The organism is Nonomuraea sp. NPDC049152, assembly GCF_040648355.1.
Taxonomy (GTDB): Bacteria; Actinomycetota; Actinomycetes; order Streptosporangiales; family Streptosporangiaceae; genus Nonomuraea.
Genome location: NZ_JBEZDO010000032.1, coordinates 85,306 through 108,935, shown reverse-complemented (window position 1 = coordinate 108,935; position 23,630 = coordinate 85,306). Strand labels below are relative to the sequence as shown.

General features: G+C 69.7%; 22 protein-coding genes. 14 read left to right on the top strand and 8 right to left on the bottom strand.

The features are described from left to right. Position 1: 1 nt before the first annotated feature. Positions 2–1,282 (bottom strand): hypothetical protein, encoded by a 1,281-nt coding sequence (locus AB0B45_RS40980; protein WP_358142683.1) that lies wholly within the window; start codon positions 1,280–1,282, stop codon positions 2–4. A 118-nt stretch (positions 1,283–1,400) separates the two neighbouring features. Here AB0B45_RS40980 and AB0B45_RS40975 point away from each other — a divergent pair, with 118 nt between their 5' ends. The 3 genes from AB0B45_RS40975 to AB0B45_RS40965 all read left to right on the top strand — a co-directional run bounded on the left by AB0B45_RS40975 (position 1,401) and on the right by AB0B45_RS40965 (position 3,442). Further along, complete coding sequence (locus AB0B45_RS40975; protein WP_358142681.1) at positions 1,401–2,123, top strand: TetR/AcrR family transcriptional regulator; 723 nt, start codon at positions 1,401–1,403, stop codon at positions 2,121–2,123. Positions 2,124–2,388: 265 nt separating this feature from the next. Further along, on the top strand, positions 2,389–2,526 hold the full coding sequence (locus tag AB0B45_RS40970; RefSeq protein ID WP_358142700.1) for a hypothetical protein: 138 nt from the start codon (positions 2,389–2,391) through the stop codon (positions 2,524–2,526). Positions 2,527–2,623: 97 nt separating this feature from the next. Continuing rightward, positions 2,624–3,442, top strand: a complete 819-nt coding sequence (locus tag AB0B45_RS40965; RefSeq protein ID WP_358142679.1) for a hypothetical protein — start codon at positions 2,624–2,626, stop codon at positions 3,440–3,442. Positions 3,443–3,640: 198 nt separating this feature from the next. Here the strand turns inward: AB0B45_RS40965 and AB0B45_RS40960 are convergent, their stop codons facing one another. The 3 genes from AB0B45_RS40960 to AB0B45_RS40950 all read right to left on the bottom strand — a co-directional run bounded on the left by AB0B45_RS40960 (position 3,641) and on the right by AB0B45_RS40950 (position 6,043). Continuing rightward, the gene (locus AB0B45_RS40960; RefSeq protein WP_358142676.1) at positions 3,641–4,198 is read right to left on the bottom strand and encodes a hypothetical protein; all 558 of its coding nucleotides are present in this window, start codon (positions 4,196–4,198) and stop codon (positions 3,641–3,643) included. A gap of 61 nt (positions 4,199–4,259) precedes the next feature. Then, entirely contained in the window at positions 4,260–5,114 is an 855-nt protein-coding gene (locus AB0B45_RS40955; RefSeq protein WP_358142673.1) for a helix-turn-helix transcriptional regulator, read from the bottom strand. 341 nt (positions 5,115–5,455) lie between these two features. Then, positions 5,456–6,043, bottom strand: a complete 588-nt coding sequence (locus tag AB0B45_RS40950) for an MFS transporter (protein WP_358142671.1) — start codon at positions 6,041–6,043, stop codon at positions 5,456–5,458. Between the two features lie 14 nt (positions 6,044–6,057). Between AB0B45_RS40950 and AB0B45_RS40945 the strand changes: the two genes are divergently transcribed. The 6 genes from AB0B45_RS40945 to AB0B45_RS40920 all read left to right on the top strand — a co-directional run bounded on the left by AB0B45_RS40945 (position 6,058) and on the right by AB0B45_RS40920 (position 12,668). Beyond that, positions 6,058–6,441 carry a lantibiotic dehydratase gene (locus tag AB0B45_RS40945; RefSeq protein ID WP_358142668.1) on the top strand — a complete coding sequence of 128 codons (384 nt, stop codon included), beginning with the start codon at positions 6,058–6,060 and terminating at the stop codon, positions 6,439–6,441. 166 nt (positions 6,442–6,607) lie between these two features. Continuing rightward, a complete protein-coding gene (locus AB0B45_RS40940) occupies positions 6,608–6,994 on the top strand; it encodes a YbaB/EbfC family nucleoid-associated protein (protein ID WP_358142666.1) in 387 nt (128 codons plus the stop codon). Further along, a complete protein-coding gene (locus AB0B45_RS40935) occupies positions 6,994–7,302 on the top strand; it encodes a hypothetical protein (protein WP_358142663.1) in 309 nt (102 codons plus the stop codon). The genes AB0B45_RS40940 and AB0B45_RS40935 overlap by 1 nt, the downstream gene beginning before the upstream one ends. 4 nt (positions 7,303–7,306) lie before the next feature. Next, entirely contained in the window at positions 7,307–11,449 is a 4,143-nt protein-coding gene (locus tag AB0B45_RS40930) for a hypothetical protein (RefSeq protein ID WP_358142660.1), read from the top strand. 4 nt (positions 11,450–11,453) lie between these two features. Beyond that, positions 11,454–12,029, top strand: a complete 576-nt coding sequence (locus AB0B45_RS40925) for a hypothetical protein (protein WP_358142658.1) — start codon at positions 11,454–11,456, stop codon at positions 12,027–12,029. 330 nt (positions 12,030–12,359) lie between these two features. After that, positions 12,360–12,668, top strand: coding sequence for a hypothetical protein (locus AB0B45_RS40920; protein WP_358142655.1), 309 nt, complete (start codon positions 12,360–12,362; stop codon positions 12,666–12,668). A 452-nt stretch (positions 12,669–13,120) separates the two neighbouring features. On the opposite strand, the gene AB0B45_RS40915 is transcribed toward AB0B45_RS40920, so the two are convergent. Together AB0B45_RS40915 and lgt are read right to left on the bottom strand one after the other, a co-directional pair. Then, positions 13,121–15,136 carry a hypothetical protein gene (locus AB0B45_RS40915; protein WP_358142653.1) on the bottom strand — a complete coding sequence of 672 codons (2,016 nt, stop codon included), beginning with the start codon at positions 15,134–15,136 and terminating at the stop codon, positions 13,121–13,123. Positions 15,137–15,499: 363 nt separating this feature from the next. Further along, a complete protein-coding gene (gene lgt, locus AB0B45_RS40910; protein ID WP_358142650.1) occupies positions 15,500–16,318 on the bottom strand; it encodes a prolipoprotein diacylglyceryl transferase in 819 nt (272 codons plus the stop codon). A gap of 112 nt (positions 16,319–16,430) precedes the next feature. Between lgt and AB0B45_RS40905 the strand changes: the two genes are divergently transcribed. Further along, a complete protein-coding gene (locus AB0B45_RS40905; RefSeq protein WP_358142648.1) occupies positions 16,431–17,570 on the top strand; it encodes a sensor histidine kinase in 1,140 nt (379 codons plus the stop codon). Beyond that, positions 17,567–18,199 carry a response regulator transcription factor gene (locus AB0B45_RS40900; RefSeq protein WP_358142645.1) on the top strand — a complete coding sequence of 211 codons (633 nt, stop codon included), beginning with the start codon at positions 17,567–17,569 and terminating at the stop codon, positions 18,197–18,199. The genes AB0B45_RS40905 and AB0B45_RS40900 overlap by 4 nt, the downstream gene beginning before the upstream one ends. Positions 18,200–18,479: 280 nt before the next feature. On the opposite strand, the gene AB0B45_RS40895 is transcribed toward AB0B45_RS40900, so the two are convergent. Both AB0B45_RS40895 and AB0B45_RS40890 read right to left on the bottom strand, forming a co-directional pair. After that, positions 18,480–19,103: a helix-turn-helix domain-containing protein gene (locus AB0B45_RS40895; protein ID WP_358142642.1), complete on the bottom strand. Its 624-nt coding sequence runs from the start codon at positions 19,101–19,103 to the stop codon at positions 18,480–18,482. 25 nt (positions 19,104–19,128) lie between these two features. Then, on the bottom strand, positions 19,129–19,545 hold the full coding sequence (locus AB0B45_RS40890) for a VOC family protein (RefSeq protein WP_358142639.1): 417 nt from the start codon (positions 19,543–19,545) through the stop codon (positions 19,129–19,131). A 345-nt stretch (positions 19,546–19,890) separates the two neighbouring features. On the opposite strand from AB0B45_RS40890, the gene AB0B45_RS40885 reads away from it, so the two are divergent. Genes AB0B45_RS40885 through AB0B45_RS40875 form a run of 3 tightly spaced genes read left to right on the top strand, consistent with a single transcriptional unit; the run spans position 19,891 to position 23,627 of the window. After that, positions 19,891–21,543 carry a discoidin domain-containing protein gene (locus AB0B45_RS40885; protein WP_358142636.1) on the top strand — a complete coding sequence of 551 codons (1,653 nt, stop codon included), beginning with the start codon at positions 19,891–19,893 and terminating at the stop codon, positions 21,541–21,543. Positions 21,544–21,546: 3 nt separating this feature from the next. Then, complete coding sequence (locus AB0B45_RS40880; RefSeq protein ID WP_358142633.1) at positions 21,547–22,734, top strand: MFS transporter; 1,188 nt, start codon at positions 21,547–21,549, stop codon at positions 22,732–22,734. Then, entirely contained in the window at positions 22,731–23,627 is an 897-nt protein-coding gene (locus AB0B45_RS40875; RefSeq protein ID WP_358142630.1) for a hypothetical protein, read from the top strand. The genes AB0B45_RS40880 and AB0B45_RS40875 overlap by 4 nt, the downstream gene beginning before the upstream one ends. Positions 23,628–23,630: the final 3 nt, after the last annotated feature.

The window sequence follows — 23,630 nt, the reverse complement described above, 5'->3', positions numbered from 1 at the left end:
GTCAGTGCACGCTGCTGGCGGCTCGTACGGGCTGCTGGTAGTTGCCCAGGAGGGTGAAGTGTTCCCGCAATTCCGCCGGGATCGGGCCGATCTCCACGGGCTGCGAGGGGGAGACCAGGCTGGCGCGGTACAGCTTGGCCGTGGCGGTGCTGTTGTTCTCGTCGGCCGCGATGATCAGAGAGCGGCGGTCCCGGGAGACGGCCACCGAGATGATCGCTGTCTCGGTGGCGGGGGCGATCTCGGCCTTCACCCTCACCTCGGTGGACTGCACGTACTCGAGGTCGTCCCGGGCGGTCTTGGGGTCGATCTCCACGGTGTAGAAGTCGTTGCTCGCTCCCTCGCAGAGCAGGTCGGTCGTGTTGATCCAGGCGACGGGGTCGCAGTCTCGCAGGTCGCCGCCGTCGCGCACGGCGACCTTCATGCCGAACGGCAAGTGGATGGGAGCGTCGGCGTACCGGTCGACCGTGTTCGTCAGGATGTCCAGCTCGACTCCTTGGACCGAGGCCATCCCCACGGCCACGCCACCGGGGTCGGCCGCGAACCTCCCGGAGGGGTGGACGATGCCCGGGCACAGCACGGCGACCGACCGCACGACGCGGTAGAAGGTGTCCTCGTCCCTGTTGCTGAAACAGGCCAGGCTGAGCCGGCGCGGGGTCAGCCGGCCGTTCGGGTCCGCCGAGAAGTACTGCTGGGAGTCGCGCCGGAACCAGAACGACCCGTCAGGCGCGAATCCGGGGTCCTTGTCGGAGAACGTCTCCTTGACGTACCCCTTCTTGTTCGACCTGTCGGTGAGGTCGGTGAATGTCCCCGTGCTGAGGTCCAGCCAGCCGACGTGCGTCGGGTCGCCGCTGGACGGGAAGTCCACCTGGACGGCGACCCGGCGGCCGTCCGGCGAGACCGGGCTGATACCGGGATCTCCCTCGGCACCACACAGGCTGCGGACGAACGCCTCCTCTCCGCCCACCTTCGTGGCGATCTCGGTCAGGAGAGGCGCGAGGGTGGTGCTTGAGATGGTCGCGGTACGGGTGCGGAAGGCCTCGTCGTAGGCCGTGGCCTGCCACTGATCGTCATTCCACGAGCAGGCGACCGGCCCTGGGGCGGAGAGCACGGCGGGGAGGCTCTTCGCCGCCTCGGCCAGTGCCATCTTCCTGACGTCCGGAGTGACGGTGACGCTCGGGCTCGGCTGTGACAGAGCGGCGGGGCGGGCGTGCGTCGCACAGCCGGTGGTCGCCAGGAAGATCGCGACCACCGTCGCCGGCCAGCCGCCTCTGCGGGTACCCATCAAAAGGACTCCTTCACGCCGTTTCAATGATGATCCATTAAAGAGTGAATACCATTAACCATGTGTTGCCCCTTCACTGCAAGTGGCGGCAGCGGGCGAGACCGGAGAAGATGGGCGGGTGACAGCGTTGACGCGACGGGAACGAATGCGGGCCGAGCTCGAACGCGACGCCAAGGCCGTCGCCCGGAGAATCGCCGCGGAGGAGGGCATCGAGGGCCTCACCGTCGCCGCTGTGGCCCGCGGTGTCGGAGTGACGCCCCCCGCCCTCTACCGCTACTTCAACGGCAGGGCGGGCCTCGTCCGCGCCGTCTACGACGACGTCACCGCGGAGTTCATCGACACTATCGCCCGGGCCGTGCGGTGCCAGGACCCCGACGATGTCAGCGCCCAGTTGCACGCCGGCACCCGGGCCGTGCTCGACTGGTCGCTGGCCAACAAGGTCGAGTTCGACATGCTCATGGGCGCCGGCTTCCCCAAGGTCGCCGCGTCAGAGGAGGGCATCCCGATAGTCATCGCGCGCGAGCTGGGCGGCCTGTTCGGGCGGCTGTTCGCACGGCTGTGGCACGAAGGGCGGCTGACCTGCCTCGCGGACGAGGACATCGACCCCGTCCTGGCGTCGCAGTTGCGCACCTACCGCGCGAACGTCGGCCTGGAGTTCCCGATCGGGGTGGTGCTACTCATGGTCATCTGCTGGCGGCAGATCTACGGGCTGCTCTGCATGGCCGTCTACGGACACCACAAATTCGCCTTCGAGAACCCTCTGCCGCTGTTCGAGCACATGATGGACGACCTGCTCGGCCTCCTCGGCCTCACGCGGAGTCCAAACCTGCGCGTGGCCTGAATGGCTCCTCCGGTGACGCCCCGCGCGCGCCGGGCACGAAGGCGCCTGGCATAAAGGTCAGCCAGGCAGAGATGCCGTTGACCAGCAGCGGACCGAGAACGGCTGCGAGATAGGTGCTGGCGGTGCCGACATTGCCGAGCCAGCGGTACGTCACGCGGGTCATGTGGACCGCGGCCTGGGGGTTCGCCGCGCGGAGTCTCAGGTCGCCCCCGCGCGTCCGTGCCACCTTCAGGGCAAAGCGGCAAGGCCCTGATCGGCCGCGGGCCTGCTGGAGAGTGCTGCGTCGCTCGGCGGGGCCGTCGAGTCCCGGTATCCGCTGACGATGGAAGAGCTCCGGCAGGACTTCGGCTTCGTTCTTTACGAGACTACGCTGCCGGCTGCCGGGCCCTGCGCCTGCCGATAATTTCATCCGCCCAGGCCATGGCCATGTGGGGCTTCGCGTGACGTGCGCGAACTCCTGCCACCAGGAGAGGGAAACGCATGCGGCATGATGATCGGCCGTGCACCGTCGCCTGACCTATCTGACCGTTACGAACGTATTCACCACGCTGCGGCTGCTGCCGATGGGCGATCGGGACAAGGACATCGAGATCCTCGCCCTGCGCCATCAGATCACCGTCCTTGAACGGCAACTCGGCGCCGACAGCAGGGTGAGATTCGCCCCCGCGAAAATCCATCGTGGAGATATCGGCGGATCCAGGGCGAGCTCACCACACTCGGCATCAAGATCGCACCGTCCACGGTCTGGGAGATCCTCAAGCAGGAAGGTGTTGATCCGGCTCCTGAGCGGGCGTCCACCACGTGGGCCGACTTCCTGCGCTCGAGCAACCATCATCGATCCGGCCTACCGTGGGCACCGGCCGGGCACGGGCAACCAGATGCAGCCAATTGTTCCTGACGATCCGCGGCGGGTAGGGGCTCAGTCGTCGTGGTCGCCGCGGAGCATGTGCAAGACGGTGGCCGGGGGAGGGGCGCTGGGGCGGATCCAACTGGTCGTCGCAACACCTCGATCGTCGTGGAGGATGTTGTGGCGCAAGGAAGGGCAGGTGCGGCGCTCCAGGCTGGTCGTTCCGCCGCTTCGGTCAACCGGGACGGCCCCGGAGCTCCGTGCCTTCTGCACGTCTTCCGAGCGGCGCGAGACGGACCTGATCGCCGTCTACGTCGCCGGTCACGGCGAGGTCCTGGAGGAGACCAGCGAGCACGTTCTGCTCACTGACGAGAACCGGCCCGATGACATCGCCGACGCCTTGCTCACCATAATGCTGGCCCGCAAGACTCTGGTAGGCACCAAGGTGCGGCGGTTGCTGCTGATGCCCTGATGCACTGTGGGGAACGAGCGGCCATCCTGCACGGCGCGCCCAAGAGGACCGTCCACGCCCCATCGGGCGCGCGACGCGCTGGTACCTGCTTGGTTCGCATCCCCGCGACCCCGCGGCGATGTCACCGTCGGATTCGACTCCGAGGTGCCGACGCCGGGGGCGGCGGGTCTGCCTGGATGCGCGCCACGGATACCAGGATCAGTTAATGAATTCGATCTCGAACTTCTCCCACGGCCCGACCTGGCCGGCTCGGGCACGCGCCATGCCGTGGTGGTCGCCGCCGGCACCCCACTCGGCGGAGACGTAGTACCTCTGAGCGCCGTAGGACGGCGTCCAGTAGATGTCGCTCCACTCGCCGGGGGCGTTGCCACCCAGTTTCATGTAGAAGAGCTCCCACTCCTGCACGATGTCGGCGCTGGCGCGGAGCAGGCCGTTGTAGGCGCCGCCGTAGCCCCGCTCCGACGACACCCACAGGCCGTTGGCGGCCCGTAAGGCGTAGACGGGGATAGGTGCTCCCTCGGCGCACCGGTAGCGCTTGAACTTCTCCCACGGCCCGATCTGGGTGGCGCGGGCGCGGATCATGCCGTAGTACGGCTCGCCGTAGGCCAGCTCGGCCGAGAGGTACCTGCTCGGCCTGGCGCTGGTGGCCTGCGTCTTGATCGCGACGGTGTTCAGGTACGTGCAGTCGTACTCCGCGGCGTGAGCTTGGGGGGTGGCGATGCCGAGCACCGCCACCCCCATGATCGTCGCAGTCACGGCCCGTGTGATGCGGTGGCTGTCCAAAGGTCCCCCTTGATTGAGTGCCTGCAGGCAATGATCAGGGTGAGTCCATGGGACGGGCTTGAACATTCATGCTCAATCTCCCGCGCAGCGCGGACGGCGAGTGCGCGGTGTGCCGTCGGACGGTTCTGGCCAGGTGCGCGTGGTCGGCGAAGCCGTACAGCGTGGCGAGCTCGGCCAGATTCCCCGTGCCCGCGGCGAGCCGTTCGAGGACCGCGCGTACCCGCAGCTCGTTGCGGTAGGCGGTGATCGTGCGCCCGGTCAGGCGGCGGAACACCCGGCTGAGGTGGTGCGGCGAGGAGTTCACCAGGTTCGCCAGTTCCTCCAGGCTCACGATGAGATGTCCGCTGTTGAACGCCTCCTGGACGGCCGCCACGAGCGCCCGGTGCGCCCGCTCGGTCGCGGGCCGCGCCCCTGGACCGTCCCGTGCCGTACGGCGGGGCAGCAGCTGCAGCAGGTTCAGCAGCCGCTCGCTCACCTCGAAGTCGTCCGTGCCCTGCCAGCAGGCGGCCAGGAGCATGCGATGGCGCAGATCGAACTCGGGGCTCGTGCTGATCCGCCAGCCCCCTTGGCCCTCGATGCCGGCGACGAGGTCGTGGTAGATGTCCGGCGGGAGTCTGATCACCGTGCTGGCATCGGGTCCCTTCGTGGCGTTCGCGTAGCGCTCCTCGATATCGAGAGCGTTGACGTAGCCGCCGGTGGAGTCAACGAAGTGGCGCTGGCCCTGGGCTTCACGCAGGAACCCGCCGGCGCGCACGAGGACGACGCTGCAGCTCGTGGTCTCCCGCAGGGGCGTCCACGCCGGGTTCTGCAGTTCGGCCGGCTCGCGAACGTCCTCGATGACCATCGCTCCGGTCGCGGCGAGCCGGTGCCTTTGCAGGGTGTCGACCACGGGTCATACTTTCTTATCGGATCCGTCGTAGACGGCGGTGGGACGGTCGGGAAGCTCGTCATCCGGTCACCGGCGAAGCTCCACCAGGCCGGGCTCCACGAGCTTAGGGGATCATGCCTCTCAGGCGGCGGCCCGGCTCCGGGATGATCGCGAAAGCAGCCCGACCGAGGTATCAGTGGCGGACATTGTCGGCAGGCGCACTGTTCGTCGCCGGTGCGCGCGTCGTGCCGGTGGACGGGATGGGTGCACACCGGAACGCGGTCACACCCATCCCTTGGTGCCCTGGGACGCATCTCGAAGACTCCTGCAGATTCCGTATGCGCAGGGCCTGCCGTACCGGCTCAGGCCGAAGACGCGGCCAGTTCCTTCTCGGATTCCTTCCATACCGGTCCGGCTGCCGCTGCCGTGCGGCGCTCGCCGCGCGGGCGTAACCCGAACCAGATGAGGACCACGCTGAGGAGCGTCACGGCCACGTTCACGCTCAGCGCGAGGTGGATGCCGGTCAGCTCCATACTCTGCGTCGCGGCGACGGAGCTCAGGATCGGGATACCGACGGTGATGGCCACCTGCTGGGTCATCGAGGTCAGGCCCGTGGCCAGGCCCTGCTCCTCGTTCGGCAGACCCGAGGTCGCGGTCACCGTGTCCGCCACGATGGAGGTGACGTGCCCGAAGAATCCGACGAACAGCGCGGGGATCAGGACCACGAGCGCCATTCGGTCGGTGCCGAGGAACACCAGTGGGAGGGTCGCCCGGCCCTGCACGGCCAGGCCCACGGCCAGGACCTTGCGGCTGCCGAAGCGCCCGATGAAGCGGCCGGCGATCATCCCGGCGGCCACGGCCGCCAGGCCCGGAACACCGAAGATCAGGCCGGCGGTCAGCGGGGAGAAGCCCAGAGCCAGCCCTATATGCGGCTCTGCCCGCGGGCACACGCGGCGCGCCGGGCGTGCAGATCTCGGCGCCGGCCCCGTACACGGTCACCGAGAACGTCGCCCGCGTCCCGCAGGTGCTGGCGCACGTATTGCCGGTCGGCGAGCCCCCGGCCGACCCAGCTGGGGACGTGCGGCAGGTGGCGGTGGACGACATCGCCGTCACCGCCGACCGAGACGGCATCCACCTGGTGTCGCGCTCACTTGGTCGTCCCATCGAGCCCGTGGCCTTCAACGCGGTGCACCCGATCCTGCACACCCACCCACTGGCGCGGTTCCTGATGGAGGCGCCGCAGGCGCTGCGCGCCCCGTGCACGGGGTTCGACTGGGGCGCCGCGGCCGCGCTGCCGTTCCTTCCGGCGCTGCGCTACGGGCGCACGGTCATCTCGCCCGCTCGCTGACGGCTCACCACAGCCGACCTGCCCGACGCATCGGCTGGGTGGGAGTTTTGGTCGTTCTGGGGGAAATGGAGAGATATTGTCGAGATCGTGCTGATCATCAGGCTGGATGCACACCGCCGGGCTGAAATGATGCGGCGACTGCGACATGTGGGAAGGGAGGGCGATTGTGCACGATGGCCTGAACGCCGCTCTTGAGGAACTCCTCTCGGAGTACACCCGGCAGGTCGAGCATGTCCGCGAGGCGCATGCCAAGCTCAGCCAGATCACCGCCACGGCCGTCTCCGCGGACGGTACTGTCACCGTGACGATCGGTCCCCAGGGCAGGATCGACGCCCTGCTGTTTCATCCACGGGTCTACTCCAGGATGTCTCCCACCGAGCTCTCCGGCATGATTCTCGATCTGATCGGCGAGGCCACGCGTGACGTCGCTCAGCAGACCCAGGATCTGATGGCGCCGCTGGTGCCGGAAGGGCTGGCCTTCGAGGAGATCTTCGGAGCGAACGCGGACGTCACCTCGCTTCTGCCCCAGCCACGGACGAGGAAGTCGACGTAGTGGCAGAGCCGTTCGACGGGTTCGCCGTCGCCTGGGACAGGATGCGCCGCACGGGACAGGACTGGTCGCCCACGGCGGACCGGCTGCGCGCGACGCGGGAGTTCGTCAAGGGCCTCGTGGCCGACGAGCCGTGGGGACATGACGACCAGTACAGCAAGCAGTTCAAGCCCGACTTCATGGCGCGTATCGAGGGCGTCGTGGACGGCTGCACCCACAGCGCCAACTGTATCGACGCCCTTGTCGACACGGTCGACGACGCCGCTGGACGCTACCGCGAGGCGGACAGGCCGCGCATCGTCGAGGCGTGACGGCGTGGATCTCAGAAGCCTGCTGGGGCCGGTCTTCCCGATGGTGGAGCCGGTGCTCGGCTGGGTGGTCGGAATGGACTACCCGGAGGGCGACCCCGACCGCTGCGTTCACACGTCCAAGGGTCTGGTGGCCGCGGCCGGCCAGATCCGCGACGCGTGCGGCGAGGGCGATGAGACCCTCCAACGCGTCCTGCGGTGCGCACAGGGCCCGGCGGCCGACGCCCTGTCAGGGTACTGGCGCCAGTTCACCGTGGACGAGCCCGCCTACGTGGAGGAACTGGCCAAGGCGTGTGAGGAGGCCGCGCGTCAGCTCGAAGGCTACGGCCTGGACATCGACTACACGCAGAAGTACATCGCGCTGAGCCTGGTGCTGCTGGGGTTCTTCCTGTTGCGCTGCTACGCGCTGGCGCCGGCGACGGGCGGGGCGTCGTTCTGGGCCATCGGCCCGGCATGCACGATCGCCAGGATGAACGTCCGGACGATCGCCAAATTGCTGCTGATGTGCATCGCCTTCATGGTCGGTCTGGACGGCACCGCGCAGACATGGCAGATGGCGGAGGGCAAGCGGACCGACTGGGACGAGAGCAAGACCGTCGTCGCGATCGAGGGCGGGCTGCTGACCGGGCTCGCGTTCGCCGGGCTGGGGGTTGCGATCACCAGGCTCGCCGGGCCAGGAATGGCCAAGGGCCTCGTCGCCAAAGCCGACATGACCGCGAGGGAGAAGGTGGCGGCGTTCCTCAGCCAGACCACTGCGGGCGTCGCGACCCAGAGCAGCCTGGCCTCGGTGGTCGGCTCCCTTCCGATGCTCATCTCGTCGGGGCAGCTCACCCCCTTGGCTCTGGCCAAGGCGGCCACGTCGGGATTCGTCGGAGGCATCGACGGCCGCGCGGGGTATGCGGGTCCCCGGGCCACGGGGAGGCAGCGTCTGCCGCGTCTGCCCGACCCGCCCAACCTGCGAATGCCCGATCCGACCGTGGCCGCCTCCGCCCGGCCCGAGCCCTATCACAACCGGTTCTCCGACGTCTTCGGCACGGCACCGCCTGCCGTACGCCAAGGGGGTGAGCTGGTCGGCGCGGCCCACCACTTCGGGCCGCGGTCACCGGACGCGCCCGCGCCCAGGCAACCGGAGGCGAGCCTCGCGGAGGCGGGAGCCGTCCCGCCCCTCGAGCCCAGGCACCGCGAGCTGATCGCGCTGGCGCGCCAAGACGTCCACGCGGGCATCTCCTTCCGCCACCCCGATTCCGCCGTGATGCCCTCCGCGGACATGCGCCTGCTCCGCCAGAGCCCCGATCTTCTCTACGTCGGCATCGAGGGCGCCGCCCACGACTTCCGCATCGGCGAGCATCGGCTGTCAGCGAAGGACCTGGGCACCATGCTCGCCCACGATCCGCGGGTGATGGCTCACCCCGAGGCGGAGCTGCGGATCCTGGGCTGCGAGACCGCGCTGAACCCCAGGACCCTCCAGGAGCTTGCGGACATCACCGGACGCACGGTCAGCGCCGGCGACAAGTACGTCTACATCGGCGCCGACCGCCTTCCGCACACCGCGAGCATCGTGGACTACCGGGCGGACGGCCGCCCCGTCTTCAGGGACGACGGCGCCTGGCACAAGGCGGTTCCCGAGCGTCCGATCGAGCAGCCGCGCACCCCGTTCGAGGTCCCCGAGCCCCGGGCGGTGCGCAGGCCGCTCGCCGAGGAGGCCCTCAGGCGCACGCTGACCATGGAGCCGATCGGAGAGACCCACATCGAGACCGGTGCGCACGGGAGGGTCGACCTGCTCACCTTCGCCGACGGCACGCAGGTCATCAGGAAGACCATGACGAACCACGGTCGTGAGCGGGTGGACACGGACGTGCTCGCGTCGCTGGTCGGGCAGGCCTTCGGCGCCCCCGTGCCGCACGTCATCAGGGACCCGCTCAGGGAGAACGTCGTCTACATGGACGTCATGGAAGGGGTTGCCGCCTCCTCCTACAGGGCGCCCGCGGAGTTCATGGCTCACATCGAAGGCCACTCGGGCGTGCTGCTCGGGCTCTTCGACGTCCTCGTCTCCAATCCCGACCGCAGTCACGACAACTGGTTCGTCTCTGACAGCGGCCCCAGAGGCATCGACCTCACCTACTCGTTCGAGACCCGTGCCGGCGACTGGATGCACGGCCACAACATCTTCGCCCGCCATTTCCTCGACCGGCAAGGCGGCTGGATCGACAACCCGCTCAGCAGGCAGGACGTCGAGCTGATCACCGAGCGGATGCACGCCCTGCGCCCCGCGTTCGAACGGCTCGGCCGCGGGGACTGGCATGACGTCGTCATGGACCGGCTCTACCAGGTCGCCGACCACGCGTCGGGGAGGCGGCCGCTGCTCGACCGCGCCCACGACTCCCGCAGGCCCGGGCCTGCCACGCTCACCCCCGAGCTGGTCCAGCGGGCGATGGAGGGCAGGACGTGGCTGCCCCACGAGCCGCTGGGCAGAGGTGGCGACGGTGAGGTCGCGCGCGTCTACTTCCTCGACTACACCAGCACCGCCATTCTGAAGGAGATGAACGACGCCGCGAGCGTCCCTCCCGAGATGCTCGGCTCCCTGGTCGGGCGCGCCTTCGGCGCTCCTGTGCCGCGCGTGCTCGAGCACCCGTTAGCCGACTGGGCCGTGTTCGTGGAGGAGATCGTCGGCAAGACGGCGCTGGAGGCGGGCAGGCCGCTGTCGTCCCATCCCGGCACGCGCGATGAGCTGCTCATCGGGCTGCTCGACGTGCTGACGGCCAACCACCACAGGACCAATGCCGACGTGATCGTCACCGCGGACGGCCGGGTCTTCGCCATCGACCACGGCAAGGCCTTCGACTTCGACACCCCGCTGAGCGCACATCGCGACCAGCCGTTCACCGCGGCCTTTCTCGGCGTCAGGCCCGACGGCGGCTTCGGGTGGATAGACAACCCGCTGACCCGCTCGGACATCGACCACCTGCAACGACGGCTCACCCTGCTGCGGCCGGAGTTCGAGTCGCGAGGGCAACTGCCGCTGTTCGACCTCATGATGCACCGGCTTGACGAGCTCGGTGAGCACGCGACGGGCACCGAGCCGCTGCTCGGCCTGCCGCAGCAGCACTTCGGCTCCAGCAGCCACGCCGACGTCGAGGCCTTCAACCGGGTGCACGACGACGCGCGGGCCCGCTTCGACCGTGGCGAGCGGATCGGCGACATCATCCCCTACCAGCTCAAGGACGCTACGGGAGGGCTCGGCGCCAGGGACGGCGGGCGGCCGTTCGGCATCGAACTGGAGTACGCCTTGCCCGGGGTCGCGCCCGCTGACCGGCCCGCGGTGAACGCGGCCATCGCCCGCGACCTGTACCAGGCGGGGCTGGCTCGCAGCCCCGACCTTTGGCCGCATCACAGCGCACGCGACGGCGGTCATACCGCCGCGCCCGACAGCTGGCGACTGGAGACGGAGAGAGGGACCGCCGTGGCGGGCGAGGTCGTCTCGCCGATTCTCTACGATGAGCCGCGGGCATGGCACGACCTGGCGAGAACCATCGAGATCATCCGCGCGCACGGCGGCAGGCCCGGCCCCGAGATCGGGAGCCACATCCACATCGGGGTGTCCGACTACGCCGGCTCGGTGGCCAAGCTCTACCGGCTCCTCGAGGTGGTCAAGGAGAACCAGGACGTCCTGTTCCGGCTGGCCCAGTCCCCTTCCGCCCTGGACGGCCTGCACCGGGGGTTCTTCGCGTGCATGCCCAACGCCGTGGACCCTTCGCGGCCGCCGTACAGTCTCGAAGCCATCACCCGCGACAACAGCGGGGCCTTCGCCGTGAGCATGGCCGACGTCCACGGCCGGCCCGACGACCACGTGCAGCTTCGTCTCTGGGACGGCACGCTCGACCCCTCGATCGTCCAGACGGAGGTGATGCTGTCGCTGGCGCTGGTGGAGTCCGGCCTGCGGTCGAGCGACAGCAGCCGCAGCCCGGGAGCGGAAACGGTCGGCACCCACTACGGCAGTGGCCTTCCGCGAGACGAGGACACCGGCTCCTTCCGGCGGCTGCTCGACGAGCTCCCGCTCAGACCGGCCGACAAGGAACGGCTCATCAGGCTGTTCGCGATCACCGAGTGGCAGCCGTCGGTGCTCCAGCGATACGCCCTCGGAGGGAGATGAGGCCATGAGAACGCTGAAGATGCTGGACGTGCGCAGCGGCCATCTCATCGGCACGGTCTCCCTCGACGGCGAGGAGCTGATCTTCAGCTCGGACGGCATGAGGTCCGCGTTCGAGGGGCTGGCCAAGGCCGAAGGCTGGTCCACACGTGAGGCGTTCGACCGGCTCACGGGCTGGAGCAACGGGTATGTCCAGCTCATGCCGGAGATCACCGTCGCCCAGGTCTACGACGGGACGCGGGACGGCGAGCCGTACTTCGCACCGGACCACCCGATCGTCGACGACCCAGCCGAACGGGAGCGACTCGCCGCGTACCTGGAAGCCGGCGCCCCCATCCTGTGGACGGCCGCGCTCGACGGCGATCGGATCGACCCCGCCCGCGGCGCGGTGGTGCCGCTGAGCTTCCGTACCGACGGCGCCTGGATCTGGACCGACACCGTCACCTACTACCTGCGGGAGCACTGGATCCGGCCCGATCCTGAGCTGGTCGCGCACATCGCCGGGCGGGGATACCGCTGGACGGAGGTCGACGAGGCGGTCACCGTGCACGCGTTGAAGGAGCTCTACCGCTTCTCGGGTTAAGGTCTGCTTGGTCATTCGTTGTGCGTCACTTGCCGCGGGCGCGGACGAGCGCCATCGGGAAGGCCGTGGATCGGGGGTTGAGATGCAGGCGAACGCCCGGAGTTCTGCGCTGGGAGTGAAGGGACGGAGTTCACCATCTGGGTACCGGACGAGCGCGGCAAGCCGGTCCGGCCCTGGCTGATCGCCATCGAGGACGACCACTCCCGCGCCTTCGCCGGGTAAGCGCTCAACCTGGAGGCCCCCTCCGCGCACGCCAGCGACTGCGGCCTGCCCGGTGCCGCCCGCGCCCTGTGCTGGCGGCACTACAACGCCTACCTGGGGGCCCGCCCCATGGGCGCCGAGGTGGCCAAGCTCTCGTTGGAGCCGCTGGTCAACTTGGCCCGGCTCCAGATCCGCGTCGGCGACGGCCGTAGCGCCTACGCGCTGCTGAACAACCTGTGGCGGGCGCTCAACCGCGGCGTCCCCGTGAGTATCGACGGGCACAGGCTGTCCCTGCACGGCATGACCGCGACGCCCACGGACATGGCGGAGGTACAGACCTGGCTGTGGGCGGTCCTGCTCGCCGATGGGCCGCGGGCCCATAGGTCCAGGCCCGTCGGAGCAGACGCCGATGCCACGCCAGCAAGGTCGCCGGAGTAACGAGCCGATGACCGCGCAAGACGGCCGGCAGCCACCGGGACAACGCCGCGAGAACGGCCCGATCGGCCGAGTCCGGCTTCGGGCGGGCGATCTGACGCCGTAGCACCGCCACCTCGTGACGCAGCACCATGATCTCCACGTTCTTCGACGCTTGGCTGCGGCCCAGCAACATCAGCCGGCCGAACACCCGAACCGTGGTGAGATAGAGCAGGCGAACAAGCACAAACCGTGATCTTGTCCATACCGGCGAACTCAGTCAAACCGCAGCTCAGAGCCATAACGACAGAGTTTGACGCGGTACAGGTGCTCTCACCCGGCACGGTCCAGCCTCGGCGACACGCCACGGACCTGATCAGCGAGAACGCTTCGCCTCGATCCCTTTCTCCCGTATTCCGGCCGGGCCCGCGAGAAGACTGCGCTCGACGCGGTCGTCGCCCACGTCCGCGGGCTGCTCACCTCTTGACCTGCTCGGCGATCTTCTTGTCGATGCAGTCGGCGAGCCGTATCTCAAAGACGGTGTACTCGCGAGTCTCGCCGTCCTCCTCGTACGTCCTGATGCCGTCGCCGAAGCGGCGCCGCACCGCCTCCAGCGCCGGTCCGACCTCGCGGGAGGCCGCCAGAGCCGCAGGTGGCATGCCCAGCAGCACATCGAGCAGGCGGCTGAAGCCTTCCGTCTCGTCGTCCTCGTCGTTCTCGCCGTGTACGACAAGGTCGGCCCGCCGCCGGACCTCGGCGGCGATCGTGTCGGCCGTCTCCTGGAGGCCGATCGCCTGCAGCGTCACCTCCGCCTGGTGCCGGGTGTCCCGGTAGATCTCCTCGTCCTCCAGCACGGCCAGCAGGGTCGGCGTCGCGGGCGCCGCAGCCGCACCGGCCTGCCTGAGGGCGTGCATCAGCCAGTACTTGGTCGACTCGTCATGGAACCAGTGGTCGGCGTCTTCCCGGGCCGGGAAGGGAAACGCGCGGAGCGCCGCGTGCACCGCCGGGACCGCGGTAGCGCCCCGTTCGCCCAAGGTGGCCGAGGTGAGCACACCGAAGAAGTTGTCGATCCCGGGCAGGCTCGCGATGAGCTCCTCCGTCGTGGACTCGTCCTCGCCGGTGAAGTACGCCAGCAACCGCTCGGCGGAACCGTGGCTGTCGTGACGATCGAACATCCGGTAGAGGGCGGTGGTGGCCTTGCCCTCGTCGATCTCCGCCAGCGCGATCACCGCGACCTCCCGCGCCGCCGGATCCGCACCGTTCACGACCAGGTCCGCCAGCGCGTCCACCGCCGTCCCGTGCCACGCCTCGTCGAGGTCGCCCGAGGCCAGTTCACGGACTGCGGCCACGCTCGCTGGGCCGTCGTCCCAGTGGTGGCGGACGTCGTCGAGCAGGGTCTCCACGTCACGGCCGTCCATCACCCAGGAGGGGCGGCCGACGCGTTGCGGCACGAGCCCGGCATGGCCGGACCAGTGGAGAACGTGGACCTGCCCGCCGCGCCCGCCGATCAGCCAGCACCGCCCGTCCGGCGTACCGGCCACATGGGTCAGCTCCCGGGGGCCGGAGGGCGTGGGGGGCGCGAAGCGGCCGGCGGGTCCCCGGCCGTGCAGGCGCCAGAGCGCGGCCGTTCCATCCTGGGAAACTGACATCACCAGGTCGGTGCCGGTGGCGAGCGCCAACGCCCGGACGCGGCCGCCATGCGCCTGAACCCGCCCGAGGCAGTGCCCCGAGCGGGCATCCCACCACGACAGCGAACCGTCCCGCCCGCCGAGCAGCACCAGCGGCCGGTCCGGATGCGCCGCGATCGCCGTCGGCCGGGCGGGCGGGGCGAACGCGGTCACGGCCGCCCCAGTCTCCGCGTCGAGAACGACCACCCGGCCGCGCCGCGGGGACACCACGAGCCGCCACCGGTCGCAACAGCGCGTCAGCCGCTGATCCGCCGCATCGCGTCCGCCGAAGGCCCACACGAGCCCGGTGTCGCCATAGGTCTCCCCGGAAGGCCGTCGCCATGCCTCGACCCGGCCCTCGTCACTGCTCACGACGATCAGGCCGGAGCCGGTGCGCCCCAATGCCATCGGGGAGTCCAACGTGATTCTGCCGTAGAGGGGGCCGAAGACGCCCAGCCAGCGAAGGTCTCCACACTGCCTGAGCACCGCCTCCAGGTCGGAGGACGTGAGGAGCCGCCCGCCGTCCCAAGGGAGCTGCCGCCATTCCAGGGCCTCCGCGGTCACCGTCCATAACGAGGCAGATGGGCCTGTGGTCAGCAACCTGGGTTGCTTCACGTCGCCGATGAACGCGGCGCTCTCCACAGGTCCGCCTTGCAGCCCTCCCACATAGGCGGTCAGCAGGCCATGGCGCAGATCCCACAGCCGGATCTCGCCGGAGCGCGCGCCGGTCGCCCCGATCCGTCCGTCCGGGGAGACCGCGACCGCGGTGATGGCGTCGCCGTGGTCCTCCGACGCCCCGATGTAAAGATCACCTTCGTCGGGCATCCCCGAGAGGTAGCACGTTTTCGGTGTGTCCGGCGACTCGAAATCCGGAAGACGGCCGTGAGCGGCCCGCCACCGCCCGCCGGTAACAGCCCGCGTAATGCGCGGTGTGCTGCTGCCTCGTGGGTTTAGCGCGCGGCCAGGTGCGCGTTGTTCGGAACGGCGGTGCGGCGCGCGTGCGGCGCTTTGAGCGGCCAGGCCGGACGCCGTACGCCAGTGCCCTCCGCTCAACGACGATCACGCACTACCCGTGAGCTGGGCGAACGCTCGGCCCCGACATGACCGATGCCGGCATCTGCATCCACCAACTGCTCTTCTCTTCCCCCGCGGCGGCCTCCGGTTGGCCGGCCGGGCGGCTGGTCCGGGTCATCGAAGCCCGCCGCCTGGTCGATCAGCTGGAGTGGCCTTCCTCATGGCCGCCAGGTAGACGACCGCGGCCGAGAAGATCAGCAGTGCCGTCCAGTTGTTGAGGCGCAGGCCGACGATGTGGTGACTGGGGTCGATGCGCAACCACTCGATCCAGGCGCGGCCTGCGGTATAGGCCGCGGCGTACACCGCGAACGTCCGGCCACGGTCGAGCCGGAACCGCCACTCGGCCCAGATGACGAACCCGGCCACGCCAAGGTTCCACAGAGACTCGTAGAGGAACGTCGGATGGTAGGTGGCCGTGGATTCCAGGCCGGGCGGCCGGTGGGCGGGGTCGATCTCCAGCGCCCACGGCAGGGTGGTCGGCCTGCCGTACAGCTCCTGGTTGAACCAGTTGCCCCAGCGGGCGATCGCCTGCCCGAGCGCGATCCCGGGAGCGACGGCGTCGGCGAAGTCGCGCAGCGCGATGCCGCGCCGGCGGCAGGCCAGCCACGTGCCCACCGCGCCACCCGCGAGGGCGCCGAAGATGCTGATCCCGCCCTCCCAGATCGCGAAGGCTCGCAGCGGCTCTCGGCCGGGGCCGAAGTACAGCTGCCAGTCGGTGGCCACGTGGTAGAGCCGGGCGCCGACCAGGCCGAACGGCACGGCCCAGGTGGCAATGTCGTCCACCGCGCCGGGCTCGCCGCCGCGGGCGGCCCAGCGGCGCCGGGTCACCCAGATGCCGACGAGGACGGCGAGGACCATCAGTAGGGCATAGGCGCGGATCGCGATCGGGCCCAGATGCCAGACGGCCTGGGACGGGCTGGGGATGGCTGTCACGCCGTCGAGTCTGGTTCCGGTACGGCTGCGCCCGCATCGAGCGGTGCACCGATTGTGCGATCAGTCGACTGGTTGATGCCGAGCCGACAGGAGGCTGACTATCGTCGGCGGTGTGGAGTCCTGGGAACGGTCACGGCGCCGGTGGCAGCACGCTTTCTTCGCCTCGTGGCTGGTGCTGACCTCTGCCGGACCCCTGATGGAGGCGGGACGGGTCCTCCCGGTGGTACTGCTGGCCGGGCTCGCCGTCTGGTATGCGGTGTGGTTCGTTCTGCGCACGCCGTCCTCGGGTGACGTACCCGTGCCGTACGTGCTTGGCGGCGGGTTGCTCTGGCTGGGGCTGTTCGTCGTCGATTCATCCTTCCTGGTGGTCGGGCTGAGCGTGCTCGTGCCGTATTGCATGGACGCTGTTCGGGTCGGCCTGGTCGCGGTGGTGTCGTGCGCCGGGGGCTGGCTGTGGCACCGATACCACGAGAGCGGGTCGATCACCTGGACCGAGATCGCCATCAGCGCGCTGATCGCGATCAGCGCGGCCACCGCTGTCGGATACTTCAATTCCGTGGCCCAGCAGAGCGCCGAGCGCAAGCGGCTCATCGACCAGTTGCAGGCCGCGCAGGAAGCGCGGGCGGCGGCCGAACGGCAGGCGGGCGTGGCGGCCGAGCGGCAACGGCTGGCCCGGGACATCCACGACAGCCTCACCCAGGGGTTCGCCAGCGTGGTGATGTTGCTGGAGGCAGCGCAGGCAACCCTGCCGGACAACAAGCACCTCACCCAGGCGTTGCGGGCGGCCCGGGAGAACCTGGCTGAAAGCCGCCGCGTGGTGCGAGCACTGCGACCCGGCGAACTTGACGAGTGCGGCCTGCCGGAGGCCCTGCGGCGGCTGTCCGGCCGGCTATCCGACGAGACCAGCATCGAGGCCCACACCGTGATCACCGGCACGCTCCGGCCGCTGAAAGCCCAAGTCCAGGCAGAGCTGTTGCGCGTGGCACAGGAGGCGGTCGCCAATGCGCGCCGCCATGCCCACGCCGAGCAGGTTACGCTGACCCTTTCGTACATGGAGGACCTGGTCGTGCTGGATGTCCACGACGACGGCGGCGGTTTCGATCCTGAGCGGGCCGCCTCCGGACATGGTCTGTCGATCATGCGGGAGCGGATGGAGCAGCTTGGCGGCACACTGGTCGTGGAAAGCGCTCCCGGTGCGGGTGCCACGGTTGTGGCCAGCCTCCCGGCGGTGGCGCTGATCGGGGTGCGATGACCGTCCGGATCCTGATCGCCGACGATCATCCGGTGGTCCGCGACGGTATCCGGGCGATGCTCGGCACGCAGGACGATCTGGAGGTGGTCGGCGAGGCGGCCTCCGGCGCTGATGCCGTACGGCTGGCGCGCGACTTGCGGCCCGACGTCACCCTGATGGACCTGCAACTGCCCGAGATCGACGGCACGACGGCGATCAGCCGGATCCGCGAACACGACCCCGGCGCCAGAGTGATCGTCCTTACCACTTACGACACCGACAGCGACATCTCGCGTGCCATCGACGCGGGAGCCATCGGCTACCTGCTCAAAGACACTCGCCGTGAGCAGCTGTTCGACGCGATCCGGGCGGCGGCGCGAGGAGAGAGTGCGTTGTCGCCGACGATCGCGACCCGGGTGGTGTCGTGGGCACGTGCCGATGCGCCTGACGCCCTCAGCGGTCGGGAGATCGAGGTCCTCTGCGCTGTCGCCCAAGGGATGAGCAACAAGGCCATCGCCGCCCACCTGTGCATCAGCGAGGCCACGGTCAAGACCCACCTCCTGCACATCTTCGCCAAGCTCGGCGTCAACGACCGCACCGCCGCGGTGACGGTCGCCGCTTCCCGCGGAATCATCCGTCTCGGCGGCTAATGGGTCGTAAGGGCTGTGGTGTCGCCGTGATCAGGCTGCTCGGGCGAACGGTCGGCCCCAGCGGCGTTGTTTCTCGCTGCGGATACGGGTGCGTTCGCGGCGTTGGGCGGCCAGCACGTCGGGAGCGGGGGCAGCCCCTCCGGCTCCGCCACGATGTCGTCGTGCAGCTTGGCGTTGAGCCAGTACGCCTGGCGGCGATCTAGGAGGGTGAGGGTCTTGTCGGTGGGGGCGCGGGCCGGAGGCTGCTCGCCGACTTAGCGGGGGAGGTCCGTTCACGCTCTCATTGAGCGCTGCCATCGGCCGCGAAGAGTTCCTTCTCGCCGGGCAGTTCGGCGTTGCCTGGGTGGGCGCGGAGGCCGTCCAGGATGACCGTCAGGTAGCGGCGCCACAGGTCCGGACGGCCGGTGTGCTCGGTCACCGCCGCCACCATCAGCTGGATGATCGGCAGGTCCGCGGCCATCGCATCGGACCGGAGCGCTCCCTGCTCCTTCGCCCTGGCCAGCAGGCTGTCGACGGCAGGCCGTACTCGTTCGCGCATCTCCGCCTGCCGTTGCGGGCCGCGTCCTGTGCCGAGGGTGACCTCGCGCAGCCCCCGGTCCAGGGCTTGGATCTCGCACACCCGCACCAGGCAGGCGGTCAGGCCCGCCCAGGCGTCGGGTTCGGCGGCGGCCTCCATCGTGACGGTCTCGACGGTGTCGACCATGTCCTCGAAGAGCGCGTCGACGAGCTCCTCCTTGTTGGCGAAGCGCCGGTAGACCGTGCCCACTCCGACGCCGGCCCGCCGGGCGACGTCGTCGAGGGTCGCGCTCACCCCGCGTTCCCTGAACACCTCGTGCGCCGCCGCGATGATCAGGCGCCGGTTGCGTTCGGCGTCCCTGCGGAGCGGCGGGGTGGTGGAGGCCATGGGTCCGTCCAGGTCAGCTGGTGCGTCAGTCCTCCTTCGATGCTATCGGGGGGCTCTCCTGGAGCACCCAGCCGTTGCCGTCGGGGTCGGCGAAGAACGCGAAGGAGTTCCACCGCCCGCCGGGGCCGTCGGCCAGCGAGCCGTCCTTCTCGTAGTGCTTGATGTCGCTGACCTCGACCCCGTGCGAGAGGAGCTGCGCGCGGGCCGCGGCGAGGTCGGAGATCACCAGCTGCAGTCCCTGGAGCGTCCCCGGGGCCGTGCTGACGGGCGCGCCGATGACGATGGAGCAGCCCGAGCCGGGCGGGGTGAGCTGCACGAAGCGGGTGGTGGCGTTGACCTGGGTGTCGTGGTCGGCGTTGAAGCCCACCTGCTCGGTGTAGAACCGCTTGGCCCTGTCGATGTCGGTGACGGGGACGGGGACGACCTCGAGCTTCCAGTCCATGGGCGGGGTCCTCACGCGAGAGGGGCGATGATGCCGGTCACCCAGATCGTAAACAGGATTCTCGGCTCACTCCTGGTGATCACGCGACTCACGTCGTGCGAGGCTGCGACCCGCTGCTGCTCGGCGCCGTCCTGACCGTGCCGCCGGGAGATCGCCTGGGGGTGCTTGCATACGAGTTAGGAAGGTTTCCTAACTTACTTGACAGTCGCCTGAACCGGTTGCCAAGATGCGCTAAGCGGCTTGGCGCGGCGTCGGCGACGACGTGACGCGCTCAGTTCCTTCTTCTGCCCCGGCCGCGCGTCGTGAGTCGTTGCCCCATGCCTTGGAGCCCCCATGCCGCGTGCCATGCTCTTATCCCTCGTCCTCCTGGCCGGCCTGCTTGTGGGCCCCGCCTCGGCCACCGCAGCCGAAACCCTCCTGTCCCAGGGCAAACCGTCGACCGCCTCCTCCACCGAGGAGGCCTCGCTCGGCCCCGCCGCCGCCTTCGACGGCGACCTCAGCGCCACCCGATGGGCCTCCGCCGAGGGCCACGATCCCGAATGGATCCAGGTCGACCTCGGTACGGTCACCCCGATCTCCCGCGTCAAGCTGACCTGGGAGGCCGCCTACGCCAGGGCGTACCAGATCCAGACCTCGCCCGACGGCGTCACCTGGACCACCGTCCACACCACCACCAGCGGCGACGGCGGCACCGACGACCTGACGGTGACGGGTGAGGGCCGGTTCGTCCGCATGTACGGCACCGCCAGAGGCACCTCCTACGGCTACTCGCTCCACGAGATGCAGGTGTACGGCGGCGGTACCCCCGGCGGCCCCGACTACCAGGCGGAGAACGCCACGCTCTCGCAGGCCGGCGTCGCCGCCAACCACGCCGGATACACCGGAACCGGCTTCGTCGACTACGTCAACACCGTGGGCGGCTACGTCGAGTGGACCGTCCAGGCCGCCACCGCGGGCCCGGCCACCCTGACCTTCCGCTACGCCAACGGCACCACGGCCGCCCGCCCGCTGGCGATCGCCGTCAACGGTGCCACCGTCGACCGCGACTTCCCCGGCACCGGCGCCTGGGCCACGTGGTCCGACGTCACGCTCACCGCGACGCTCAAGGCCGGGGCCAACATCGTCCGCGCCACCGCCACCGGCGCCACCGGCGGCCCCAACCTGGACAAGCTCACGGTGGGCGCCTCCTCGGGCGGCGAGACGTTCGTCGTGGCCGCCGCGGGAGACATCGCCGAGCAGTGCACGGCAAGCTCCAGCTCCTGCGTCCACCCCAAGACCGCCAACGTGGTCAGGTCTATGAACCCCGAGTTTGTCATCACGATGGGCGACAACCAGTACGACGACGCCAGGCTGCAGGACTTCACCGCCTACTACGACAAGTCGTGGGGGGCGTTCAAGAACAAGACCCGACCGTCGGCGGGCAACCACGAGAGCTACGACCCCGCCGGGTTCGAGGCGGGCTACAAGTCCTACTTCGGCCCGATCGCCTTCCCCAACGGCAAGAGCTACTACAGCTACGACCGCGGTAACTGGCACTTCGTCGCCCTCGACTCCAACCTCTTCGACCAGAGCGCGCAGATCAACTGGCTGAAGGCCGACCTGGCCGCGACCGACAAGCGGTGCGTGGCCGCCTACTGGCACCACCCGCTGTTCAGCTCGGGCGAGCACGGCAACGACCCCGTCAGCAGGCCGGTGTGGCAGATCCTCTACGACCGGCGGGCCGACCTCGTCCTGAACGGCCACGACCACCACTACGAGCGGTTCGGCCCGCAAAACCCGAACGCGCAGGCCGACCCGAACGGCATCGTCGAGGTGCTCGGCGGGATGGGCGGCGCCTCGCCGTACAACATCGAGAACGTGCAGCCCAACAGCCAGAAGCGGCTGTCGGGGACGTTCGGCGTGGTGAAGCTGACGATGGGGGACAGCACCTTCTCCTGGCAGCTGATCGGCGTCGACGGCCAGGTCAAGGACACCAGCCCGACCTACACCTGCCACTGACGCGTGTACATCTCGGGTTTCCGCTACCGCAGGCTGACCATGGCCGTGCCCGCCAACGTGCTGGCGCTGGGCCTGGTCAGCCTGGTCACCGACATCTCCTCGGAGATGGTGACCGCGGTCCTGCCGTACTACGCGGTGCTCGTGCTGGGGCTCAGCCCGCTGGCGTACGGCCTGTTGGACGGCATCTACTTCGGGGTGACCGCCCTGGTACGGCTGGCCGCGGGGCACGCGGCCGACCGGTGGCAGCGGCGCAAGCTGGTCGCGGGGATCGGCTACGGCCTTTCGGCGGCGTGCAAGCTCGGCCTGCTGGCCGCAGGGAGCTCGGTGGGCCTGCTCGGCGCGGTCGTCGCGGCCGACAGGACGGGCAAGGGCCTGAGGACCGCGCCCCGCGACGCGCTCATCTCGCTGAGCGCGGGCCCCGAGGCGCAGGGGCAGGCGTTCGGCGTGCACAGGGCGATGGACACGGTCGGCGCGTTCCTCGGGCCGCTGGCCGCGTTCGCGGTGCTCGGCGCGACCGGCGCGTACGACGCGGTGTTCGTGGTCAGCTTCGCGGTCGCGGCGCTCGGCGTCGTGCTGCTGGCCCTGTACGTCAGGGAGCGACCCCCGGGGACGACGGTACCCTCGCCACAAGGCGTCGGCCTGCGCCCCGCGCTCGCGCTCCTGCGGCAGCGGCCCTTCCGCCGGATCTGCCTCATGGCCGCCGCGCTCGGCCTGGTCACCGTCAGCGACCCCTTCGTCTATCTGCTGCTGCAGAAGGGGACGGGCATCGCGCCCGAGCACTTCCCGCTGCTCCCGCTCGGCACCGCCGCGGTCTACCTGCTGCTCGCCGTGCCCGTGGGCAGGCTGGCCGACAGGTGGGGCCGGGTGCCGGTCTTCCTGCTCGGCCACCTAGCGCTCGTCGGCGTCTACGCGCTGCTGGCGGGCGGCGCGCCGTACTGGCTGGTCCTCGGGGTATTCGGGCTGTTCTACGCGGCCACCGACGGCGTGCTGATGGCGGCGGCGGGCCCGCTGCTGCCCGCCCACCTGCGCACCAGCGGGCTCGCGGTGCTGCAGACGGGCCAGGCCGTCGCCCGCATGCTGTGCTCGATCATGTACGGCGCGGCGTGGACGCTCGCCGGCCCCGTGCCGGGCCTGGTCGTGATGGGCACGGGGATCGTGGCGTGCCTGGCGTTCTGGAAGGTGGTCCGATGAGGAGAACGCTGATCCTCGCCGTGACGCTGCTGGTGCTCGGCGGCGGCGCTCTCTTCTACGCGGTGCGCGCCGCCAGGGTCGACCAGGGCGGGGGATCGGCCGCCTTCGACCTGGCCAGACCCGGCCAGGTCGTGGTCAGGGACCAGGGCACGGGCCTGGTGCGCGGCAGCCGTACCCGATGCGAGCGGTTCGCCACCGCCTCGGGAACGGGCCTCTGCCTGGTCACCGATGTCGCCAGGACCTACGCCGTCGTCGTGGACCGGACGATGAAGGAGACCAGGCGGCTGCACATCGCGGGTATCCCGAGCCGCGCCAGGGTGTCGCCGAGCGGCCGGATGATCTCCTGGACGGTGTTCGTCACCGGCGACTCCTACAACAAGAGCGGCTTCTCCACCTGGACCGGGATCCTCGACAACCGCACCGGCTACGCGATCACCAACATGGAGCAGATCCCGCTGATCAAGGACGGTCGCCGCTACCACTCGCCCGACGTCAACTACTGGGGCGTCACGTTCGCCGCCGACGACAACCGCTTCTACGCCACCGTGTCCACCCGCGGCCAGACGTATCTGGTGCAGGGCGACTACGGCAGGTGGGAGGCGCGGGTGCTGCGCTCGAACGCCGAGTGCCCCTCGCTGTCGCCGGACGGCAGGCGGCTGGTGTTCAAGAAGCGCATGCCCGGGGGAGCGTGGCGGCTGCACGCGCTCGATCTGTCGACGATGGCCGAGACCCCGCTCGCCGAGGGCGCGAACATCGACGACCAGGCGGCGTGGCTGGACGGCACGACCGTGATGTACGCCAAGGGGCGGGATGTGTGGGCGGTGCCCGCCGACGGCACGGGCGCGGCGCGCCTGCTGGTCGCCGGCGCCTCCTCACCGTCGGCCGTCCGCTGAGCC